General features: G+C 42.0%; 15 protein-coding genes and 2 tRNA genes. 7 read left to right on the forward strand and 10 right to left on the reverse strand.

Features of this window, described 5'->3' with window-relative positions; genetic code table 11:
• Positions 1-85: 85 nt before the first annotated feature.
• Complete coding sequence (gene ftsZ, locus IPH92_02345; protein QQR65396.1) at positions 86-1,342, forward strand: cell division protein FtsZ; 1,257 nt, start codon at positions 86-88, stop codon at positions 1,340-1,342.
• A 234-nt stretch (positions 1,343-1,576) separates the two neighbouring features.
• Here the strand turns inward: ftsZ and IPH92_02350 are convergent, their stop codons facing one another.
• The gene (locus IPH92_02350; GenBank protein ID QQR65397.1) at positions 1,577-1,990 is read right to left on the reverse strand and encodes a DUF4395 domain-containing protein; all 414 of its coding nucleotides are present in this window, start codon (positions 1,988-1,990) and stop codon (positions 1,577-1,579) included.
• A gap of 153 nt (positions 1,991-2,143) precedes the next feature.
• Positions 2,144-2,377, reverse strand: a complete 234-nt coding sequence (locus IPH92_02355; protein QQR65398.1) for a metal-sensing transcriptional repressor — start codon at positions 2,375-2,377, stop codon at positions 2,144-2,146.
• A gap of 80 nt (positions 2,378-2,457) precedes the next feature.
• Here IPH92_02355 and IPH92_02360 point away from each other — a divergent pair, with 80 nt between their 5' ends.
• Positions 2,458-3,378: an FAD-dependent oxidoreductase gene (locus tag IPH92_02360; GenBank protein QQR65399.1), complete on the forward strand. Its 921-nt coding sequence runs from the start codon at positions 2,458-2,460 to the stop codon at positions 3,376-3,378.
• Between the two features lie 292 nt (positions 3,379-3,670).
• Here IPH92_02360 and IPH92_02365 read toward each other — a convergent pair whose 3' ends face one another.
• From IPH92_02365 to IPH92_02375, 3 genes are all read right to left on the reverse strand, one after another.
• Entirely contained in the window at positions 3,671-4,429 is a 759-nt protein-coding gene (locus IPH92_02365; protein ID QQR65400.1) for a VIT1/CCC1 transporter family protein, read from the reverse strand.
• Positions 4,430-4,747: 318 nt separating this feature from the next.
• A complete protein-coding gene (locus tag IPH92_02370) occupies positions 4,748-5,545 on the reverse strand; it encodes a hypothetical protein (GenBank protein QQR65401.1) in 798 nt (265 codons plus the stop codon).
• A gap of 230 nt (positions 5,546-5,775) precedes the next feature.
• Positions 5,776-5,862 (reverse strand) — tRNA-Ser (locus IPH92_02375).
• A 508-nt stretch (positions 5,863-6,370) separates the two neighbouring features.
• Between IPH92_02375 and IPH92_02380 the strand changes: the two genes are divergently transcribed.
• Positions 6,371-6,442: transfer RNA gene (locus IPH92_02380), tRNA-Glu, on the forward strand.
• Here the strand turns inward: IPH92_02380 and IPH92_02385 are convergent.
• The 5 genes from IPH92_02385 to IPH92_02405 all read right to left on the reverse strand — a co-directional run bounded on the left by IPH92_02385 (position 6,405) and on the right by IPH92_02405 (position 10,859).
• Positions 6,405-8,135 (reverse strand): recombinase family protein, encoded by a 1,731-nt coding sequence (locus tag IPH92_02385; protein QQR65444.1) that lies wholly within the window; start codon positions 8,133-8,135, stop codon positions 6,405-6,407. The genes IPH92_02380 and IPH92_02385 overlap by 38 nt on opposite strands.
• Positions 8,136-8,157: 22 nt before the next feature.
• Positions 8,158-8,307, reverse strand: coding sequence for a hypothetical protein (locus tag IPH92_02390; GenBank protein ID QQR65402.1), 150 nt, complete (start codon positions 8,305-8,307; stop codon positions 8,158-8,160).
• A gap of 57 nt (positions 8,308-8,364) precedes the next feature.
• Positions 8,365-9,114, reverse strand: coding sequence for a hypothetical protein (locus IPH92_02395; GenBank protein QQR65403.1), 750 nt, complete (start codon positions 9,112-9,114; stop codon positions 8,365-8,367).
• Between the two features lie 192 nt (positions 9,115-9,306).
• Entirely contained in the window at positions 9,307-10,242 is a 936-nt protein-coding gene (locus IPH92_02400; GenBank protein QQR65404.1) for a hypothetical protein, read from the reverse strand.
• A gap of 263 nt (positions 10,243-10,505) precedes the next feature.
• On the reverse strand, positions 10,506-10,859 hold the full coding sequence (locus tag IPH92_02405) for a hypothetical protein (protein QQR65405.1): 354 nt from the start codon (positions 10,857-10,859) through the stop codon (positions 10,506-10,508).
• 125 nt (positions 10,860-10,984) lie between these two features.
• On the opposite strand from IPH92_02405, the gene IPH92_02410 reads away from it, so the two are divergent.
• The 4 genes from IPH92_02410 to IPH92_02425 all read left to right on the forward strand — a co-directional run bounded on the left by IPH92_02410 (position 10,985) and on the right by IPH92_02425 (position 14,282).
• On the forward strand, positions 10,985-11,569 hold the full coding sequence (locus tag IPH92_02410; protein ID QQR65406.1) for a hypothetical protein: 585 nt from the start codon (positions 10,985-10,987) through the stop codon (positions 11,567-11,569).
• Complete coding sequence (locus tag IPH92_02415) at positions 11,566-11,889, forward strand: hypothetical protein (GenBank protein ID QQR65407.1); 324 nt, start codon at positions 11,566-11,568, stop codon at positions 11,887-11,889. Before IPH92_02410 ends, IPH92_02415 begins: the two co-directional genes overlap by 4 nt.
• A 2-nt stretch (positions 11,890-11,891) precedes the next feature.
• Positions 11,892-13,190 carry a hypothetical protein gene (locus IPH92_02420; protein QQR65408.1) on the forward strand — a complete coding sequence of 433 codons (1,299 nt, stop codon included), beginning with the start codon at positions 11,892-11,894 and terminating at the stop codon, positions 13,188-13,190.
• A 432-nt stretch (positions 13,191-13,622) separates the two neighbouring features.
• Positions 13,623-14,282, forward strand: coding sequence for a DUF305 domain-containing protein (locus tag IPH92_02425; GenBank protein ID QQR65409.1), 660 nt, complete (start codon positions 13,623-13,625; stop codon positions 14,280-14,282).
• The last annotated feature ends 51 nt before the right edge of the window (positions 14,283-14,333 follow it).

A 14,333-nucleotide genomic window follows, 5' to 3' on the forward strand; every position in this document is an offset into this window, starting at 1 on the left:
TACTGTCAATATAGTGACAGATATTTTTATGCACTGTATGATAGGCATACATTATTAGAGGAGGAGGTTTGGTGTAAGAAATTATATGGAACAAATTAAAACAGACGTTGAGTCATTCGCTCGGATACGCGTAGTAGGTGTCGGTGGTTCTGGAAACAACGCCGTTAATTACATGATTGGGGCAAAGGTGAAGGGAGTCGAGTTTATCGCTATCAATAGCGACTCACAAGACCTTCATCATTCACTCGCAAAAAAGAAAATCAACATTGGTAAGAATCTTACCCGTGGTCTTGGTGCAGGAGGCAATCCCGACATGGGTCGTCGTGCTGCTGAAGAGACACGTGAAGAAATTGCAAATGCAATCAAAGGTTCCGACATGATCTTCATCACCGGTGGTATGGGTGGTGGTACTGGTACTGGTGCTGCACCGGTGGTGGCAAAGATTGCGCGCGAGACAGGTGCACTCACCGTGGGAGTAGTAACCAAACCTTTCCTCTTTGAAGGACAAGAGCGTATGCGCCTTGCGCTTCAGGGTATCGAAGATCTTAAAAAAGAAGTAGACGCACTCATCACTATTCCGAACGACCGACTCCTCGCTATCGTCGACCGCGAGACGAGCGTCAAGGCGGCATTCGAACTCTGTGACAATGTACTCAAGCAAGCAGTGGAAGGTATCTCAGACCTTATCACCATGCCAGGTATCATCAACGTAGACTTCGCCGACATTCGTTCCGTCATGGAAAACGCAGGTTCTGCACTTATGGGTGTTGGACTTTCTACGGGTGAAAAACGCTCGGAGGAGGCAGCACGGGCAGCCATCAATTCTCCACTCCTCGAAGTCTCTATTACGGGCGCAAAGGGAGTACTCTTTGCAATTGCGGGAGGTGATGACCTTGGTATGCTCGAGATTCAAGATGCAGCACGCATCATCACCGAGTCTATTGACCCTCATGCAAAGGTTATCTTTGGTGCTATCAAAGACGAAAAACTGAAGAAGAATGAGGTGCGTGTAACTGTAATTGCTACAGGATTTCCTGAGTCAGACACGGGACACCATCTGCCCCATGTGCGCATGACAAACGAACGAAAAGCGCCAGAATCTATTCCCGAGGAAAAACTAGAGACACGTGGTCGCATTTTCAATTCGATAAGTGCTCCACGAACTCAGGAGCCAGTTCCTGTCGCTTCGGAGCCGACTATGACACGCGAAGAATCTCGCCCACAAATACAGCAACAATCTCCCGGACAACGTGAACCAAAACCCATCGACGCCATCGACGAAGAGAACGATGACGATTGGGGCGCAGTTCCAGCATTTTTGCGCAGATCCAAACTTAAATAAGTTTGGATTGCACAAAAATGTGGAACTGCGGGCCGGAGCGATATGAGTCGACCCTTCCTAGGGCGACGAAACAGCGAGGCGGGATCGCGAACACTTAGTAGATTTTGAACGTAGTGAAAAAATATACTTAGTGATTTGTGATCGGTTCCTGCGTTTCCCTATCTTGTATTCACTACCATATTTCTAAAATTCAAATCCCGCGCCATCAGCGCGGGATTTCTTTGGTTTTGCACATTATTCCACAACACACACATTCCCCGGACATGCCGGCTTATACTCAGGCATTTTCACCACACCGTGTGCAAGCAGAAAATTATATATCCTGCATCCCACACAAATACCAAAACTTGTCTCGAGAAACATAAACGTTAAACAGAGCATACAGATACTGAGATTAATAGGACCAGTGACACCAAGTATCCATACGAGGAGAACCATGGTACCCGAAAGCACGAGACCAATACTCCATGCAAATCGCTTCTGAATTGCACCTACGTATTCAGGCTCTTGTGCACGAACTATCCAATTTGCAATGATACTAATAGGGGAAAAGCGTGTCCCAATCACCACCTTCATCAGAAAATCAATAAAGAAAAAAAGTACTACGTACTTGAGATACACATACTCCTTTACGTAAAACGCTTGCATAAAAGAAAAAAACCAAGGACAAACATAATACCCGCACCCGCGCGTGTCGCTCTTTCATTAAGTACCGGGTATGGTGCTGGCTTCCTATAGATAGTGAGTCAAGGAATTATTTTGCGTATGTAAAAAATCCTTTTGACTTGAGTGATGCTTTGTTCATGTTTTTGCAATAAGTAATTTAATAAGTTGGCGCATGGTATCGGTGTCTTTATCTTGCATACACCCATCTAGAGATGTTTCCAGATACACCCGGACGAGTGCGTCTACCGACCCTTTCACTGCTAGTAATTGGGGAATAACATTCTCACACGTATTCCCTTCACCAATGGAGGTCTCGAGACTCACCATTTGTCCACGCACACGTCGTATGCGATTCTGAATTGCTTTCATATTTTTCTAGTATACCCCCCTCGGGTATACATGTCTACCCTCGCATGCTATGCTATGCGCATACAATAATTTTAAGTTTTATGTACGATCTCATCATCATTGGTGGAGGCCCGGCAGGTATTTCAGCTGGCATCTACGCGTCACGCAAACAACTCAAGACACTTTTTATTACAAAAGAATGGGGTGGACAAAGTGTTGTGTCTTCAGAAATTCACAATTGGATAGGCACAATAGCAATCTCGGGAGCCGACCTCGCAAAAAGCCTTGAAAACCATCTCAAAGCGTATGCCAAAGAGTGCGTCACCATCATGCCCGGTGTTACCGCTTCACACATTGCAAAAACGGAAACTGGCTTTACGGTAACGACAAGCGATGGGGCGGTACACACGAGTACCACCGTACTTATTGCAGCCGGTTCTTCCCGCCGTAAACTCACCGTACCGGGTGCAGTTGAGTTTGACCAAAAAGGTCTCACGTACTGTGCAACCTGTGACGGCCCTATGTTTAGTGGTATGGATGTCGCAGTGATTGGTGGTGGGAACGCTGGCTTCGAGACAGCCGCTCAACTCCTCGCATACACAAAGAGCGTCACACTGCTCAACTCTGGCGATACGTATAAGGCAGACCCTATCACGGTAGAAAAGGTGCTCGCTCATCCCAATATGACAGGTATCTTGAACGCTCAAACCACCGCAATTCTCGGAGATGGATTTGTAAACGGACTCACCTATACGAATGCACTGGGAGAGTCACACACACTTCAAGTCGGCGGTATTTTTGTAGAAATTGGTATGCTTCCTAATACTGATTTTGCAAAAGACATCATCGCACTTGATGTATACAACCGTGTCACCATAGACCCTTGGACTCAGCGTACCAGTGTTGAGGGTATCTGGGCCGCCGGCGATTGCACTAACGTTCACTACCACCAAAACAACATCTCCGCAGGAGATGCCGTAAAGGCACTTGAAGACATTTATGTGTATGTGAAGACTAGGTAGTTTTTCCTACTTTAAAAACCAGACAGAGAAAAACCGCCAACGGCTTGGCGGTTTTTCTTAATACAACGTAGAGCATGTCTTCTGGGCCTTCAAGCGTACTCTGTTACGAGCACTAAATATGTGAAGAAAAACACCACACCCAGAAGACCTCTCTAGTGTCCCTCTTTCACTCTTCTCCGTCAATACCAAAAATCAGTCAGTAAAATTGCTTTATAATAAGCCATTCTGTGTATATCCGTGTGAATAAACACGTGTATAAACATACGTACAATCCTGTGTATAGAGAGGTCTTTTAGAGAGTAAAGAGTGTACCAATGAAAAATGCTACTGAAGCAGCCATACTGCCGACCACAACTACTTCAAGCACCGAATACACGGGATGCGTACCCACCACTTTCCATTTAAACATTCCAAGAATTATGAGTGCAATAAGTGCACCGAGTGCAGAAAACTGAAAGACTGTGTGAGGATCAATTGAACCCATCACCATAAATGGCACCAGTGGCACTAAGCCAAATGAAATAAAGGCAGTGAATGTAGCGATACCGGTGTACACAGGACTTTCACCCATAGGGTTTGCCACTTTGAGTTCGTTACTCACAATAAAATCCACCCAATATGGTTCGTTCCGACGAAAAATTTCGGTGAGTGCTTGCGCATCTTCTTCCGAAAATCCTTTTCCCATGAGGGCAAGCTTGGTCTCGCGTGCCTCTACACTTCCATTTTCTGTCGATTCACTTTGCTCACGCTTCCAAAGATTTTTATAGAGCCCCTGCTCCGAGCGTACTGCAAGAAAATTTCCCAAACCCATAGAGACTCCGTCTCCAAAAAGATTTGCAAGACCAAAGAGAAGCACCATCATAAAAGAAAGTTGTGTGGTGGTATCACTCGAAAGTGCAGCGCCTGAAAACCCAGCCACCACTGCAAAGGTAGTAATGATACCGTCTATCGCACCATAGATTACTTCCTTCAAATATGAGGAAAGTGGTGAGCGCTTATGCGCAGATTTAATATGTGCCTCCGCCCTTTTCAAACGAGTACTGCGTAACATGCGTATATCATAGCATGGAGGGTGTGATGGACTGGACGCGAGAGGGGGGATTCGAATCTTTTCGTTCACTGGAACGCGGCACAGATTCTGTTCAGGTTGTATGATAGTTTCTCCTTGCAGTCGAAACTTTCGACAACCTTTTCGAATCCCCCGCGTAAGCTCCCCCGGAGCTTACTCTCTTCCGCCAACAAAATATGCCCCTTGCGGGGCTATTTTGTATTGGCAGGCATCGTAGGTTCAGTATCAGAGCGGTGAGATGATGTAAGGATATTTGAGGATTGTTTTAAGAGTTGAAATGAGGTATGTGGGTTGGAGTATTTAAATCCTTTCACTGGGACTTGGAACTGTAGCGGCATGTGCTTCAACTAATTCAAAAGTGTATAAACCGTCTTCGTCCTTAAAAAATCTTGCCATAGATGGTAATTCCTCATCGGAAAGCTTTGTGAATTCTTTCGTACCGTAGTTATGATACTGGCCCATAAGATATTCAATCCTGCCCGAAGTGATACCAGGAATCTGTCTCTTTATATTCTCTCCCATCGGATGCTGTTCGTCAGGTTCATTATCAAAAGTAATCGGTTCAGTCTTCGTGTGAAGATTTCCTGCAACTACGAGAGTCGGTACGTCTGAAAGATTGTTGAGAATATTTTCCGCCATAGCCGCATCTCGCGCATTCCATCCGTATCCACCAGAACCTCCGTCAAAACAGACAAGTCCTTCAAGCATTCCTTCGGACTTAAGCTTCTTAAGGAGAGCAAAGTGGCCTGCGGTGATGCGTCCATCCGGACTATCCTTAATAGCATCAAAATCAAGCTCTCCCGATTGCAGATACCTTTCAGCGACTGTTTTAAGCTCTGGCTCCCATTCTAGGGCAAGTTGGCGGAAGCCGAATTTCTTGAACAGTGTGTAAATTACATCTGCATTCTCTTTTACTCCGTGCATTTCGCCCAAGATGAACAGTTTGGTGTTTCCTATACTCTCCGCAAGTTCTTGAATTGACTGTTTATCAAATATGGTGGGAACTTCTTCAACTAAAACGGAAGAAATCGTCTCAATAAATGAGTTTTTATCACCTTCCAGATTCCTTTCTTGTTTTGGCTTTTCAAACTTTTCCATGACTTAATTTTAGCTCAGATCAAGCTTTTTAGGTACTCGGGTCTGCCGATACTAAGTTCTATTGGCGGAAGAGGGGGGATTCGTCCTGACGGTCACTAATTCGCTGACGCTCATAAGTGCCGCGGGACACGACTCGCCGGCCCAGAGGGGCCCCGGCTCCGTCGTTCGAATCCCCCCTCTTCTCGCAACATGCAACAAACCCAATGCTTTCGCATTGGGTTTGGCAGTTGCGGAAGAGGGGGGATTTGAACCCCCGATCGAGTCTCCCCGATGCCGGTTTTCGAAACCGGTGCACTAAACCACTATGCGACTCTTCCAAATGTATGAACTATTAAACTAGCATTTTTTCCAATTTTTCGGTAGTATAGCGAGGTTCGGATTGTATTGTCCCTTACTAGGACGAACGAGGTGTCATGTAGGAGTTTTACTCATACTTGCACCGAGTGACGTCCTAGCAAGCTCTGCTTGCAGGGACTGTACACCTTGTCGATATTTTTCTTCAGCTCACGCCTTGAAAAATATCAGGCAAGGTCTTGCGAAAGTCCCCCAGACTTTCTCACCCATCGTCATCGACGATGTGGCCGTACAAAATTCAAAGAATTTCGTCCGGCCCCATCGTCTAACGGTGGCCAGAAATTAAAGAGCGCAAGCGATTATAATTTCTGAGTGGCCTAGAAGTTACTGAGCGCAAGCGACAATAACTTCTGGTCTGCCTACTTTTTCTTTCAAAATGAAAAAGTAGGCCAAGTCACTTTTTCTTCTTCCCAGAAGAAAAAGTGACGCACACGGCAAGACTAAAACTACAATGATGCAAAAGGTACATACGGCCCCATCGTCTAACGGTTAGGACATCAGGTTTTCATCCTGGAAATCGGAGTTCGATTCTCCGTGGGGTCACATCCAGAGATTTATCATCTCTATTCTCATCACTTACCTTGAAAAACAAGGATATTTTAGGTGTTCCACTAAGTACTTCTTTGTAGGTCGGAAACTCCAAGAATAGTATCTTGTAAATTGCCATCTGTTCGGCATAACTACTTATATCTAGGAACATATCTATAGGGTGTTCCATTAGATTTTTTGAGTACTCTAAGAACAAGGTGACTTCTTCGTAACTCAACTCAATTTTCTTCCTTTCACCCTGCACTTGTCGTAAATCCATACTTAGTCTTTCAAAATCCCTCTCCATCTCGTCTTTCACCAACTCAGAGTTTGATTTCTTGATTGCAGTCAGCGTTTCTCTCAGTTCAGATTGGATTCCTGTGATTCTCTGGTTTATTACAATTTGAGTATCAAGCGATTTCTCCTGTTCTTGTTTATGTTTATGAGTAAGGACTTTTTTTAAGATAGAATGGTACTTATCACTAAACTTAATTTTACTCAAAAAGGTCATCATTGCCTTATCAACCTCACTTTGAGGTTTCCCGTAATATTTATGTGTACGGCTACAATGATAAAAAGAATATTTCTCCTTATTTTTGCTTGTCGATGGACTTGCTAAAAAAGGTTTTTTACAGACATCGCACAAGACTACATTCTTAAACAGGTAATCTTTACGGAACTTCTGTCTTCTCTTGAGTATTTTCTCAGGGTTTAAGTCGTAAAAGAGTTTGATTTTGTTTTCTGGTAATTCCTCAACATACACTTTGCCCTTGTTGGCTTGATTAAACTTCTCGATGCTAACCAATCCCTTGTATTGGGTCTTTGTGATTATTTTCTTTTTTTGAATCTTGCCCCAATTCTCAATATTGACTCCGCAGTAGATAGGATTTTTCCTGTACTTCTGCATTTGCTTGATTGTAAGTTTATTGCCTACTTTTACACCGATTATTCTTTTGTCACCCTTTTTTCCATTCCAAAGTTTCCTATCTCTTGATTTGTAGCCAAGCGAGTTTATGTGGTCTACGATTTCTTGTTCTGTTAAAACTCCCTCAACGGTTTTATCAAAAAGAGCAATGATTTGAGGTGCTTCCTGCTCGTGTGGAAGTTGTATTGTTTTTTGCTTTCCGTCATTAGCAAGAATAACGACATTTTTATAACCATAATTAGCTTCTCTTAACTTGAAGCCAAGACTAGCTCTTGAGAAGCTCGTGTTTACAGTTCTAGTAAGGATATTTGCAACATCTTCTTTGCCCATCTCTGCAAGCAGTATTTCAGTGATACGACTTGGGCTCTTATTACTCCAATCAAAGGAAATGCCAAGATGTTCAAGAGTGTTTGATATTGGCTGGATTATATTTTGACTATCACGAAGTTCAACACCAAGACTTGCTAATTGGCTTTTTATTAAAAGATATTCTTCACTACCAGAGCGAGTACTCCTATCAATCCTGTTTATAACAAAATACTTTATTTTGTTAGGATTTTTCTTAATTAAATCAATCAGTTCATTATATTTTGGTCTTTTTGCTACTTCAACTTTTCTACCAGTAAAGATTTCTCTACTTACTTTCCCATCAGGAAAAAGAGTCCAGTGATTATTCTCGATATGACGCTCAATAGCTTTTATTTGATTCTCTAAGCCGTCACCCTTAAGCTGACTAGGGTCACTGATTCGAGCATATCCAATTGCGTAGATGGGATGGGTCATCGCAGTTATATTTTAGCATTTTTTATTTCTGATTTAGTACTTTCTGTTCAATCCATTTTTTGTAAGCAAAGTTTGCAAAGCTTGTAGAAATACGAAAAAGAGACTCAACTTCTTTTTCTGGAAGATTTTTTATATCGTCTGCACAAAGTTTTTTGAACTCCTCCAAGGTCATTGAAGTAGTGTGTGCTACTTCTAATGCTATAGAGATACTGGAAATGACTAGATTAGTTTAATCCAGTAAGTGCTTGTTTGCCTCAGCTATTGAACGAATGGAGCCATTACTTAGTTTATTCTTAAATAGTTTTTGAACAAACAAGCAGATGATTTTCTCTTTTGCTTCTACCGCACTATATCTGTAGATATCCTGTAGATTTCGCTCAAAACCAAGCTCGATTGCTTGTTTTTTAAGTTGTGTCATTTCAGTGAAATAAAGCGTGGTCACAACCTTGTCTCTAAGTTCGTATTTTTTAGGTTTTAGGTTTGGTAACTTCATTTTACCGAAAGTCTGCTCCTGCTTCTTGAGAATGTTTCTTGAGTTTTGAGCAATAAAATCCTTGAGATTTTTTATTGAATTATTTGTACCAAAACGGATATAGATACCTTTAGGCAAAGCAATATTATTTTTAGTGAATCCGTTTGGTAAACTGAAGACTTCACATCCATAGATGTTAAAGATTTCTCGTGATTTTTCTAATGGATAACCATAGATGAAATACTCAGTCCAAAAGTCCACAGAAGACTCGTCTTGGCTAATGAGCGTATCAAACAGCTCTGGATACTTAATGAGCAATTTCGCTCTGTAGAGTGCCATATTTTGGCATATACGATGTATGTCGTGTTTAGTCAGGTCAATCTGTTCAGTTCTTAGTCCTCGACTTGGTAAGCCAGCCCTAATACGCAAAAAACCAGCGAGTTTTCTGTTTGCTGGTTTGTTTAATATCTGAAGAAAACCTGTAACTTGAGACTCAGCTTTTGACATACTGATATTCTAACAGTTTCGGTCTCAAATCTTAATTCTGAAAAAATCTCAGAAAAAGAAAGATTATTTGAATGCCAATAAATAACACCGCCCCGCCAATGATTAGACCAGCAAAGCAAGCTGATAAGAAACCTATTATTTCAGCAAGATTAAAAAATGCCGTAACAATTTTGTGTGCAAGTGCTTCCATATTTATCGCCAAAACATCAACTGCTTAAAAAAGCCAACCACTTTCTGCACAAAATCCTCTTGTGGTTGCTCTGGCGTAGGTATTTCTTCAACCACTGGAAGTTGAGTAACTGGAGTTGTTGTAGGAGCCACTAAAACCTCCGACAGTTCTTTTGGCTCAGGTGGAGCTATATCAGGCGTCACAAGTGGTTTTTGAGCTATTGCGGGTGATACCACTGACACCTCCTTTGGAAGCGACTCAAGATACTCATCGTGCTGTGCTGTACCCTCCTTTCCGTTCGGGTATTTTTGGTAATACAGAACCGCAATTCTGTCAGAAATATCAGGTCTGCTCGCTTTTATTCTCCCAAAGAAGTCTCTGGCGTCTGCGAGGGATAGTGAATCCATATAGACAAATCCTTCGTAAATATCAGCATCAGTGAATACCTCAGGGGTACTGTATGACTCCATCTGCTCATCAAGGAGCTCTTGATATTCCTCAATCTGTGAGAGGTTTTGCTTTTGTAACTCTAGGATTTGCTGACGTAATTTTTCAGCCTCTTTCTCAGCTTTTGCAAGAGCAGAGACTTCTGACGAGTGCTCATCTTTCTCGTCTTCAAGTTCACTTATTTGGGCATCGTACTTTGCATCAATCTCAGCAAGCTTGGCATCGAGTTGATTCCCGATACCATAGCTTCCGTACAGTCCCGTAACATATCGCTTCTCCGTATCACGCTCTGCTTCAAGTGCTTTAATACGAGCATTGATAGTATCGACTGAAACCTGAGGACTGTTTGCGATTTGTGCCTCAAGCGTTTGGAGTCGATACTCCAGAGCTGAGAGTGCTTCATTCTGCTTTATCCCTACATCAGCAGGGAGATAGTTGTAGTCGGTGGCGTGTGCTACTGAGAAAAGACATAGGAAAAGTAATGTCGATATTGAAAAGGTTGTTTTTTGCATAGGGATGGGTTTGCAATTTAGGCAGGAACATAAAGCTCCCCGCCAGTGATGCCTTGCGACACCTGTACCTGTTTCCAGATACAACCCATCCCTGAGTGCTCTGACGAGGAGCTTTATATCAGGGATGGGTTTTATTTGTACCGTATCTTGCCGAGGCAAGACCTTAGGTAACTATGTTGTGGCTGGTAATTTTATTTCATCTGTGGATTGATAATATCAAAAAATCCCGCTATAGACCAGCTTATTTTCTGCTTTATTTTTTACTACATACGCTCAATCACCCTATCTGCAATTGCACTGTAGTCAAATCCAAATGCTGGAAAATCAGAAACTGGCTCTTTTTCAAAATGTGGGTCTAACGAGAAGTCTTTCTTGAACTTACGCTCAAGAAGCCACGCATTTGCTTTCCAGTCCTTTTCACCTGCTTTTTCTATTTTCTTCATCATCTTACGCTTGTACTCGATTGCTTTTTGACCCATCTGCTCCGAAAACTCCGATTTTGTACGCTTCCAATTACACAAAGTATCCTCGTTAATACCAGCGAGCATAGAAGCATCTCTTTGAGTCATTCCATCACCTAGGGCTTCGAGAATGATTGCGACCCTCTCAGGGGTCATTTTATAGGGTTTAGGGGCTATGTCGTTCATAGAGTAACCACTGGTTATCTGATAATGAACGATTTAGTTTTGGCTTACTTTTATTATAGCAAATACGACCTCAATAATGTTAAACTTTAAGGGTTATGGAAATTAAATTATTTTTTGGGATAGCATCATCTATTCTTGCTGTTGTGTGTTTCGCCCCTTACATAAGGGACATTTTGAAGCGAAAGACTGAGCCACATACATATTCGTGGCTTGTATGGACAATCTTGCAGACAGTTGGCGTTATGGCACAACTGAAAGAGGGTGCTGGATACGGGGCTTGGGCTCTTGGGATTGGTGCTGTATTTTGTTTTGCTATCTTCCTACTCTCTTTCAAATATGGAACAAAGAACATTTCAAAGTTTGATGGATTTTGTCTCCTCGCCTCACTCGTTGCTATCGTCATTTATTTCACTATTGAAAATCCTGTGTGGGCGATTATAGCTGTATCGCTCATAGACTTCGTAGGTTTTTTACCTACTTTCCGAAAGGGTTATCAAGAGCCATTTACAGAGACAGCAAGCACTTTCTTAATGAGTGGAACTGCAAATGTTTTGAGTATTATTGCTCTCCAAAACTATAATGTGACAACTGTCCTCTATATCGGAAGTCTCTTTTTCACAAATATGTCTTTTGTATTGATGATTGTAGCCAGAAGAAAGTTACTTAAAAAGTCCGTATGAGTTCCTTAAACGTAAAGCTTGTTGTTTTTGTACCTCTTACACATACCGATATTGTGCGTACTGCTTTAGGTGAGGCTGGTGCTGGAAAAATTGGAAACTATGATTTTTGCTCATTCTCCACAAGAGGAATTGGACGCTTTCAGGGTAACGAAAAAACAAATCCTAGTGTCGGTACAGCTGGAGTGTACGAGTCAGTGGAAGAAGACCGAATTGAAGTTTTAGTGCCTAGAGCAATTCTCAAAGATGTTATTGACAGAGTCAAAGCAGTACACCCTTATGAAGAAGTGGCTTTTGATATTTATCCATTAGAAGACTTTTAACTATGTCTGTATCACCATTAGATACAGCATATAATCGCCTAGACGAGGCACACAGAGCTTGGCACACTGCACTTGATGGTTATCATCGAATTGACGATTTTCGAGCTGGAATAAATACAGCAATTCAAGCACTCAGAAACCTCACTTTTGCACTCCAGAAGCAGAAAGATAACTTGCCTGACTTTGATATTTGGTACGCTGGTTGGCAAGAAAAAATGCGAGTCAATCCGATACTCAAAGAGCTTCACGAGGCTAGAAATGTCATTGTAAAACAGGAAGATTTGAAACTTCATAGTGTCGCCACCGCAAGAACAAAAGGTTGGATAGATTTTCAGAAAATGGCTTTTACTTTTGACCCAACTAAAGATAGCTATGATGTCGCACAAGGCTTCTACAATACTTTCGCAAGGCACTTGCCAGTTGCGGAGGAAATTAAAAGTAGGCTCGTATTTGAGTTTGAAAGAAAATGGGTCTATGACAAATTACCTGAGTACGAACTACTCAATGCAATTACTCAGGCATACTATTTTTTCTCTGAAATGCTCGTTGATGCAAGTCAAAGATTTGCTTTACCACAAAGAGAAAATCATAGTACTGGAGACTATTGCTCTGGCGAGCTGAATGACAAAAATCTATTGAAATGTATGGTGCTTACGCAACAAGAGCGTTGCTTAATTTTTAGTTTTGAAGATGGAGCAACTATCAAGGCACATACTGAAAGTATTCAACGTGACTCTGTTCATCTTGATAAAGTCCGTGAAAAATATGGTGACGAGTGGAAATCAGAAGCAACCCTCTCCCTGTTAGATGGTTTATTTCCTACAGAGTACCCATTTTCTCAAATGAAGCTTTTTGCCCAAGTAGCAGTGAGTAATCTCAAAAAAGACAAATATCTTGTTCCTACTACTTTTATTTTTAAGGGAATTGACGATGTTCCTGTAGTTATAGCCCATCCATTTCAGAATCAGGAACAAAAAGTGATGACAATGGATTTGATTTCTAGTTCAATCATTAAGAATAATGGGAAGTTCGTGCTCACCATAGCTGAAGTTTGGCAGTATGATTTCAACGATGGAAAGCCACTGATACCAACTCACGAAAATACGAATGGGGCAAAAGATATATTTGATATTTCCTGCATTTCATCAGAAAAGTTAAAGGTGATACACATACCTTTCCACAAAAATATCTTCGGAAAAATCATATTTTCAGAACCTACAGTTGAAGATGTATCAACTGACGAACATACGCACTACATACTTCAGCCACTTATTGATGCACTCAAACAGGTTAGTAAGTAGTTCTACTACCTATCTGTTTGGAGTTTGCTGAAGCAAGATTTGTTAATTGAGCTTAATTTGCTACACATTCTCTATCTGCAAGAAGCTTGAGTTGTAGGCTTGGACACCAGTACAAGATTTCTTGCCACCTAATAACCTCATCCTGTAAGGTGTTCCAGTCAAGGCTCTGTAGGGTCATGCAAGCAATCGCCGCCTTCGGGCGGCTTTTGCATGACCCCACGAGTAAACAGTTTGGGAGACTGTTTACGGGAGAATCGAAGCTGATACCTACCACCAATTTCTATGACACCTATTTCTGCATGCTTACCGTATATTGTACACCTGTTACATATACGGTAAGTGCTTTTTTAGTGCATAAAAAAATCCTGGGGTGCGCCCATGCACACATTACAACATTATTGTCCCTGTCAGATTTCCAGGTATAATACGATAATGAAAATAACTAATCAGACTATTATTGTTGGTATTATTGCTCTCCTTATTGGTGGTGTTGGTGGGTACACTGTTGCAGATAGAGATATGTCATACGGGCAAAGACATGACGGAAAAATGTCAGAAAATAGTCCCATGGGGATGCATCGTATGCACGACAACACGATGATGGATAATGATGACCCTGATATGGGCAGTATGAGTCAAATGGACCACATGATGGCGATGATGGTCGATAGCGAACGTGAGTTTATAGAAGGAATGATACCCCATCACCAAGAAGCGGTTGATACTGCGAAGGAGGTTATCGCACGTGGTGGCTCTACCCCCGAAATCAAAAAACTGGTGGAGAATATTGTGGTAGCTCAAGAAGTAGAAATCGCTGAAATGAAGAATTGGTATGAGGAATGGTTTGGAGAAAAGTACGCAGATAATGGAAAATACATGCCAATGATGCGTGAATTAAAAAACCTTTCAGGAGCGCAACTCGACCAAGTTTTCCTCGAGGATATGATTGGGCACCACATGGGAGCAATCATGATGGCTCACAGTGTAGAGCCATACATCACCCATAATGAGATTACAGAACTTACTGAAGCAATAATCTCCTCTCAATCAGCAGAGATTGCACAGATGAGAAAGATGCTCCAAGGACTATAAGAAAACTACCTAGTTCATCAAAACCAAGGTTAAACCTCGGGCTAGCCCGAG

The organism is Candidatus Kaiserbacteria bacterium, from assembly GCA_016699245.1.
Taxonomy (GTDB): domain Bacteria; phylum Patescibacteriota; class Minisyncoccia; order Phycocordibacterales; family UBA918; genus Damh-18.

Coding starts and splice junctions, on each gene's coding strand:
- IPH92_02355 (QQR65398.1), bottom strand. CDS start 2,377: ATGAAAGCAATTCAGAATCGCATACGACGTGTGCGTGGACAAATGGTG.
- IPH92_02370 (QQR65401.1), bottom strand. CDS start 5,545: ATGGAAAAGTTTGAAAAGCCAAAACAAGAAAGGAATCTGGAAGGTGAT.
- IPH92_02390 (QQR65402.1), bottom strand. CDS start 8,307: ATGACCTTGGAGGAGTTCAAAAAACTTTGTGCAGACGATATAAAAAAT.
- IPH92_02395 (QQR65403.1), bottom strand. CDS start 9,114: ATGTCAAAAGCTGAGTCTCAAGTTACAGGTTTTCTTCAGATATTAAAC.
- IPH92_02360 (QQR65399.1), top strand. CDS start 2,458: ATGTACGATCTCATCATCATTGGTGGAGGCCCGGCAGGTATTTCAGCT.
- IPH92_02400 (QQR65404.1), bottom strand. CDS start 10,242: ATGCAAAAAACAACCTTTTCAATATCGACATTACTTTTCCTATGTCTT.
- IPH92_02420 (QQR65408.1), top strand. CDS start 11,892: ATGTCTGTATCACCATTAGATACAGCATATAATCGCCTAGACGAGGCA.
- IPH92_02425 (QQR65409.1), top strand. CDS start 13,623: ATGAAAATAACTAATCAGACTATTATTGTTGGTATTATTGCTCTCCTT.
- IPH92_02365 (QQR65400.1), bottom strand. CDS start 4,429: ATGTTACGCAGTACTCGTTTGAAAAGGGCGGAGGCACATATTAAATCT.
- ftsZ (QQR65396.1), top strand. CDS start 86: ATGGAACAAATTAAAACAGACGTTGAGTCATTCGCTCGGATACGCGTA.
- IPH92_02415 (QQR65407.1), top strand. CDS start 11,566: ATGAGTTCCTTAAACGTAAAGCTTGTTGTTTTTGTACCTCTTACACAT.
- IPH92_02350 (QQR65397.1), bottom strand. CDS start 1,990: ATGCAAGCGTTTTACGTAAAGGAGTATGTGTATCTCAAGTACGTAGTA.
- IPH92_02385 (QQR65444.1), bottom strand. CDS start 8,135: ATGACCCATCCCATCTACGCAATTGGATATGCTCGAATCAGTGACCCT.
- IPH92_02405 (QQR65405.1), bottom strand. CDS start 10,859: ATGACCCCTGAGAGGGTCGCAATCATTCTCGAAGCCCTAGGTGATGGA.
- IPH92_02410 (QQR65406.1), top strand. CDS start 10,985: ATGGAAATTAAATTATTTTTTGGGATAGCATCATCTATTCTTGCTGTT.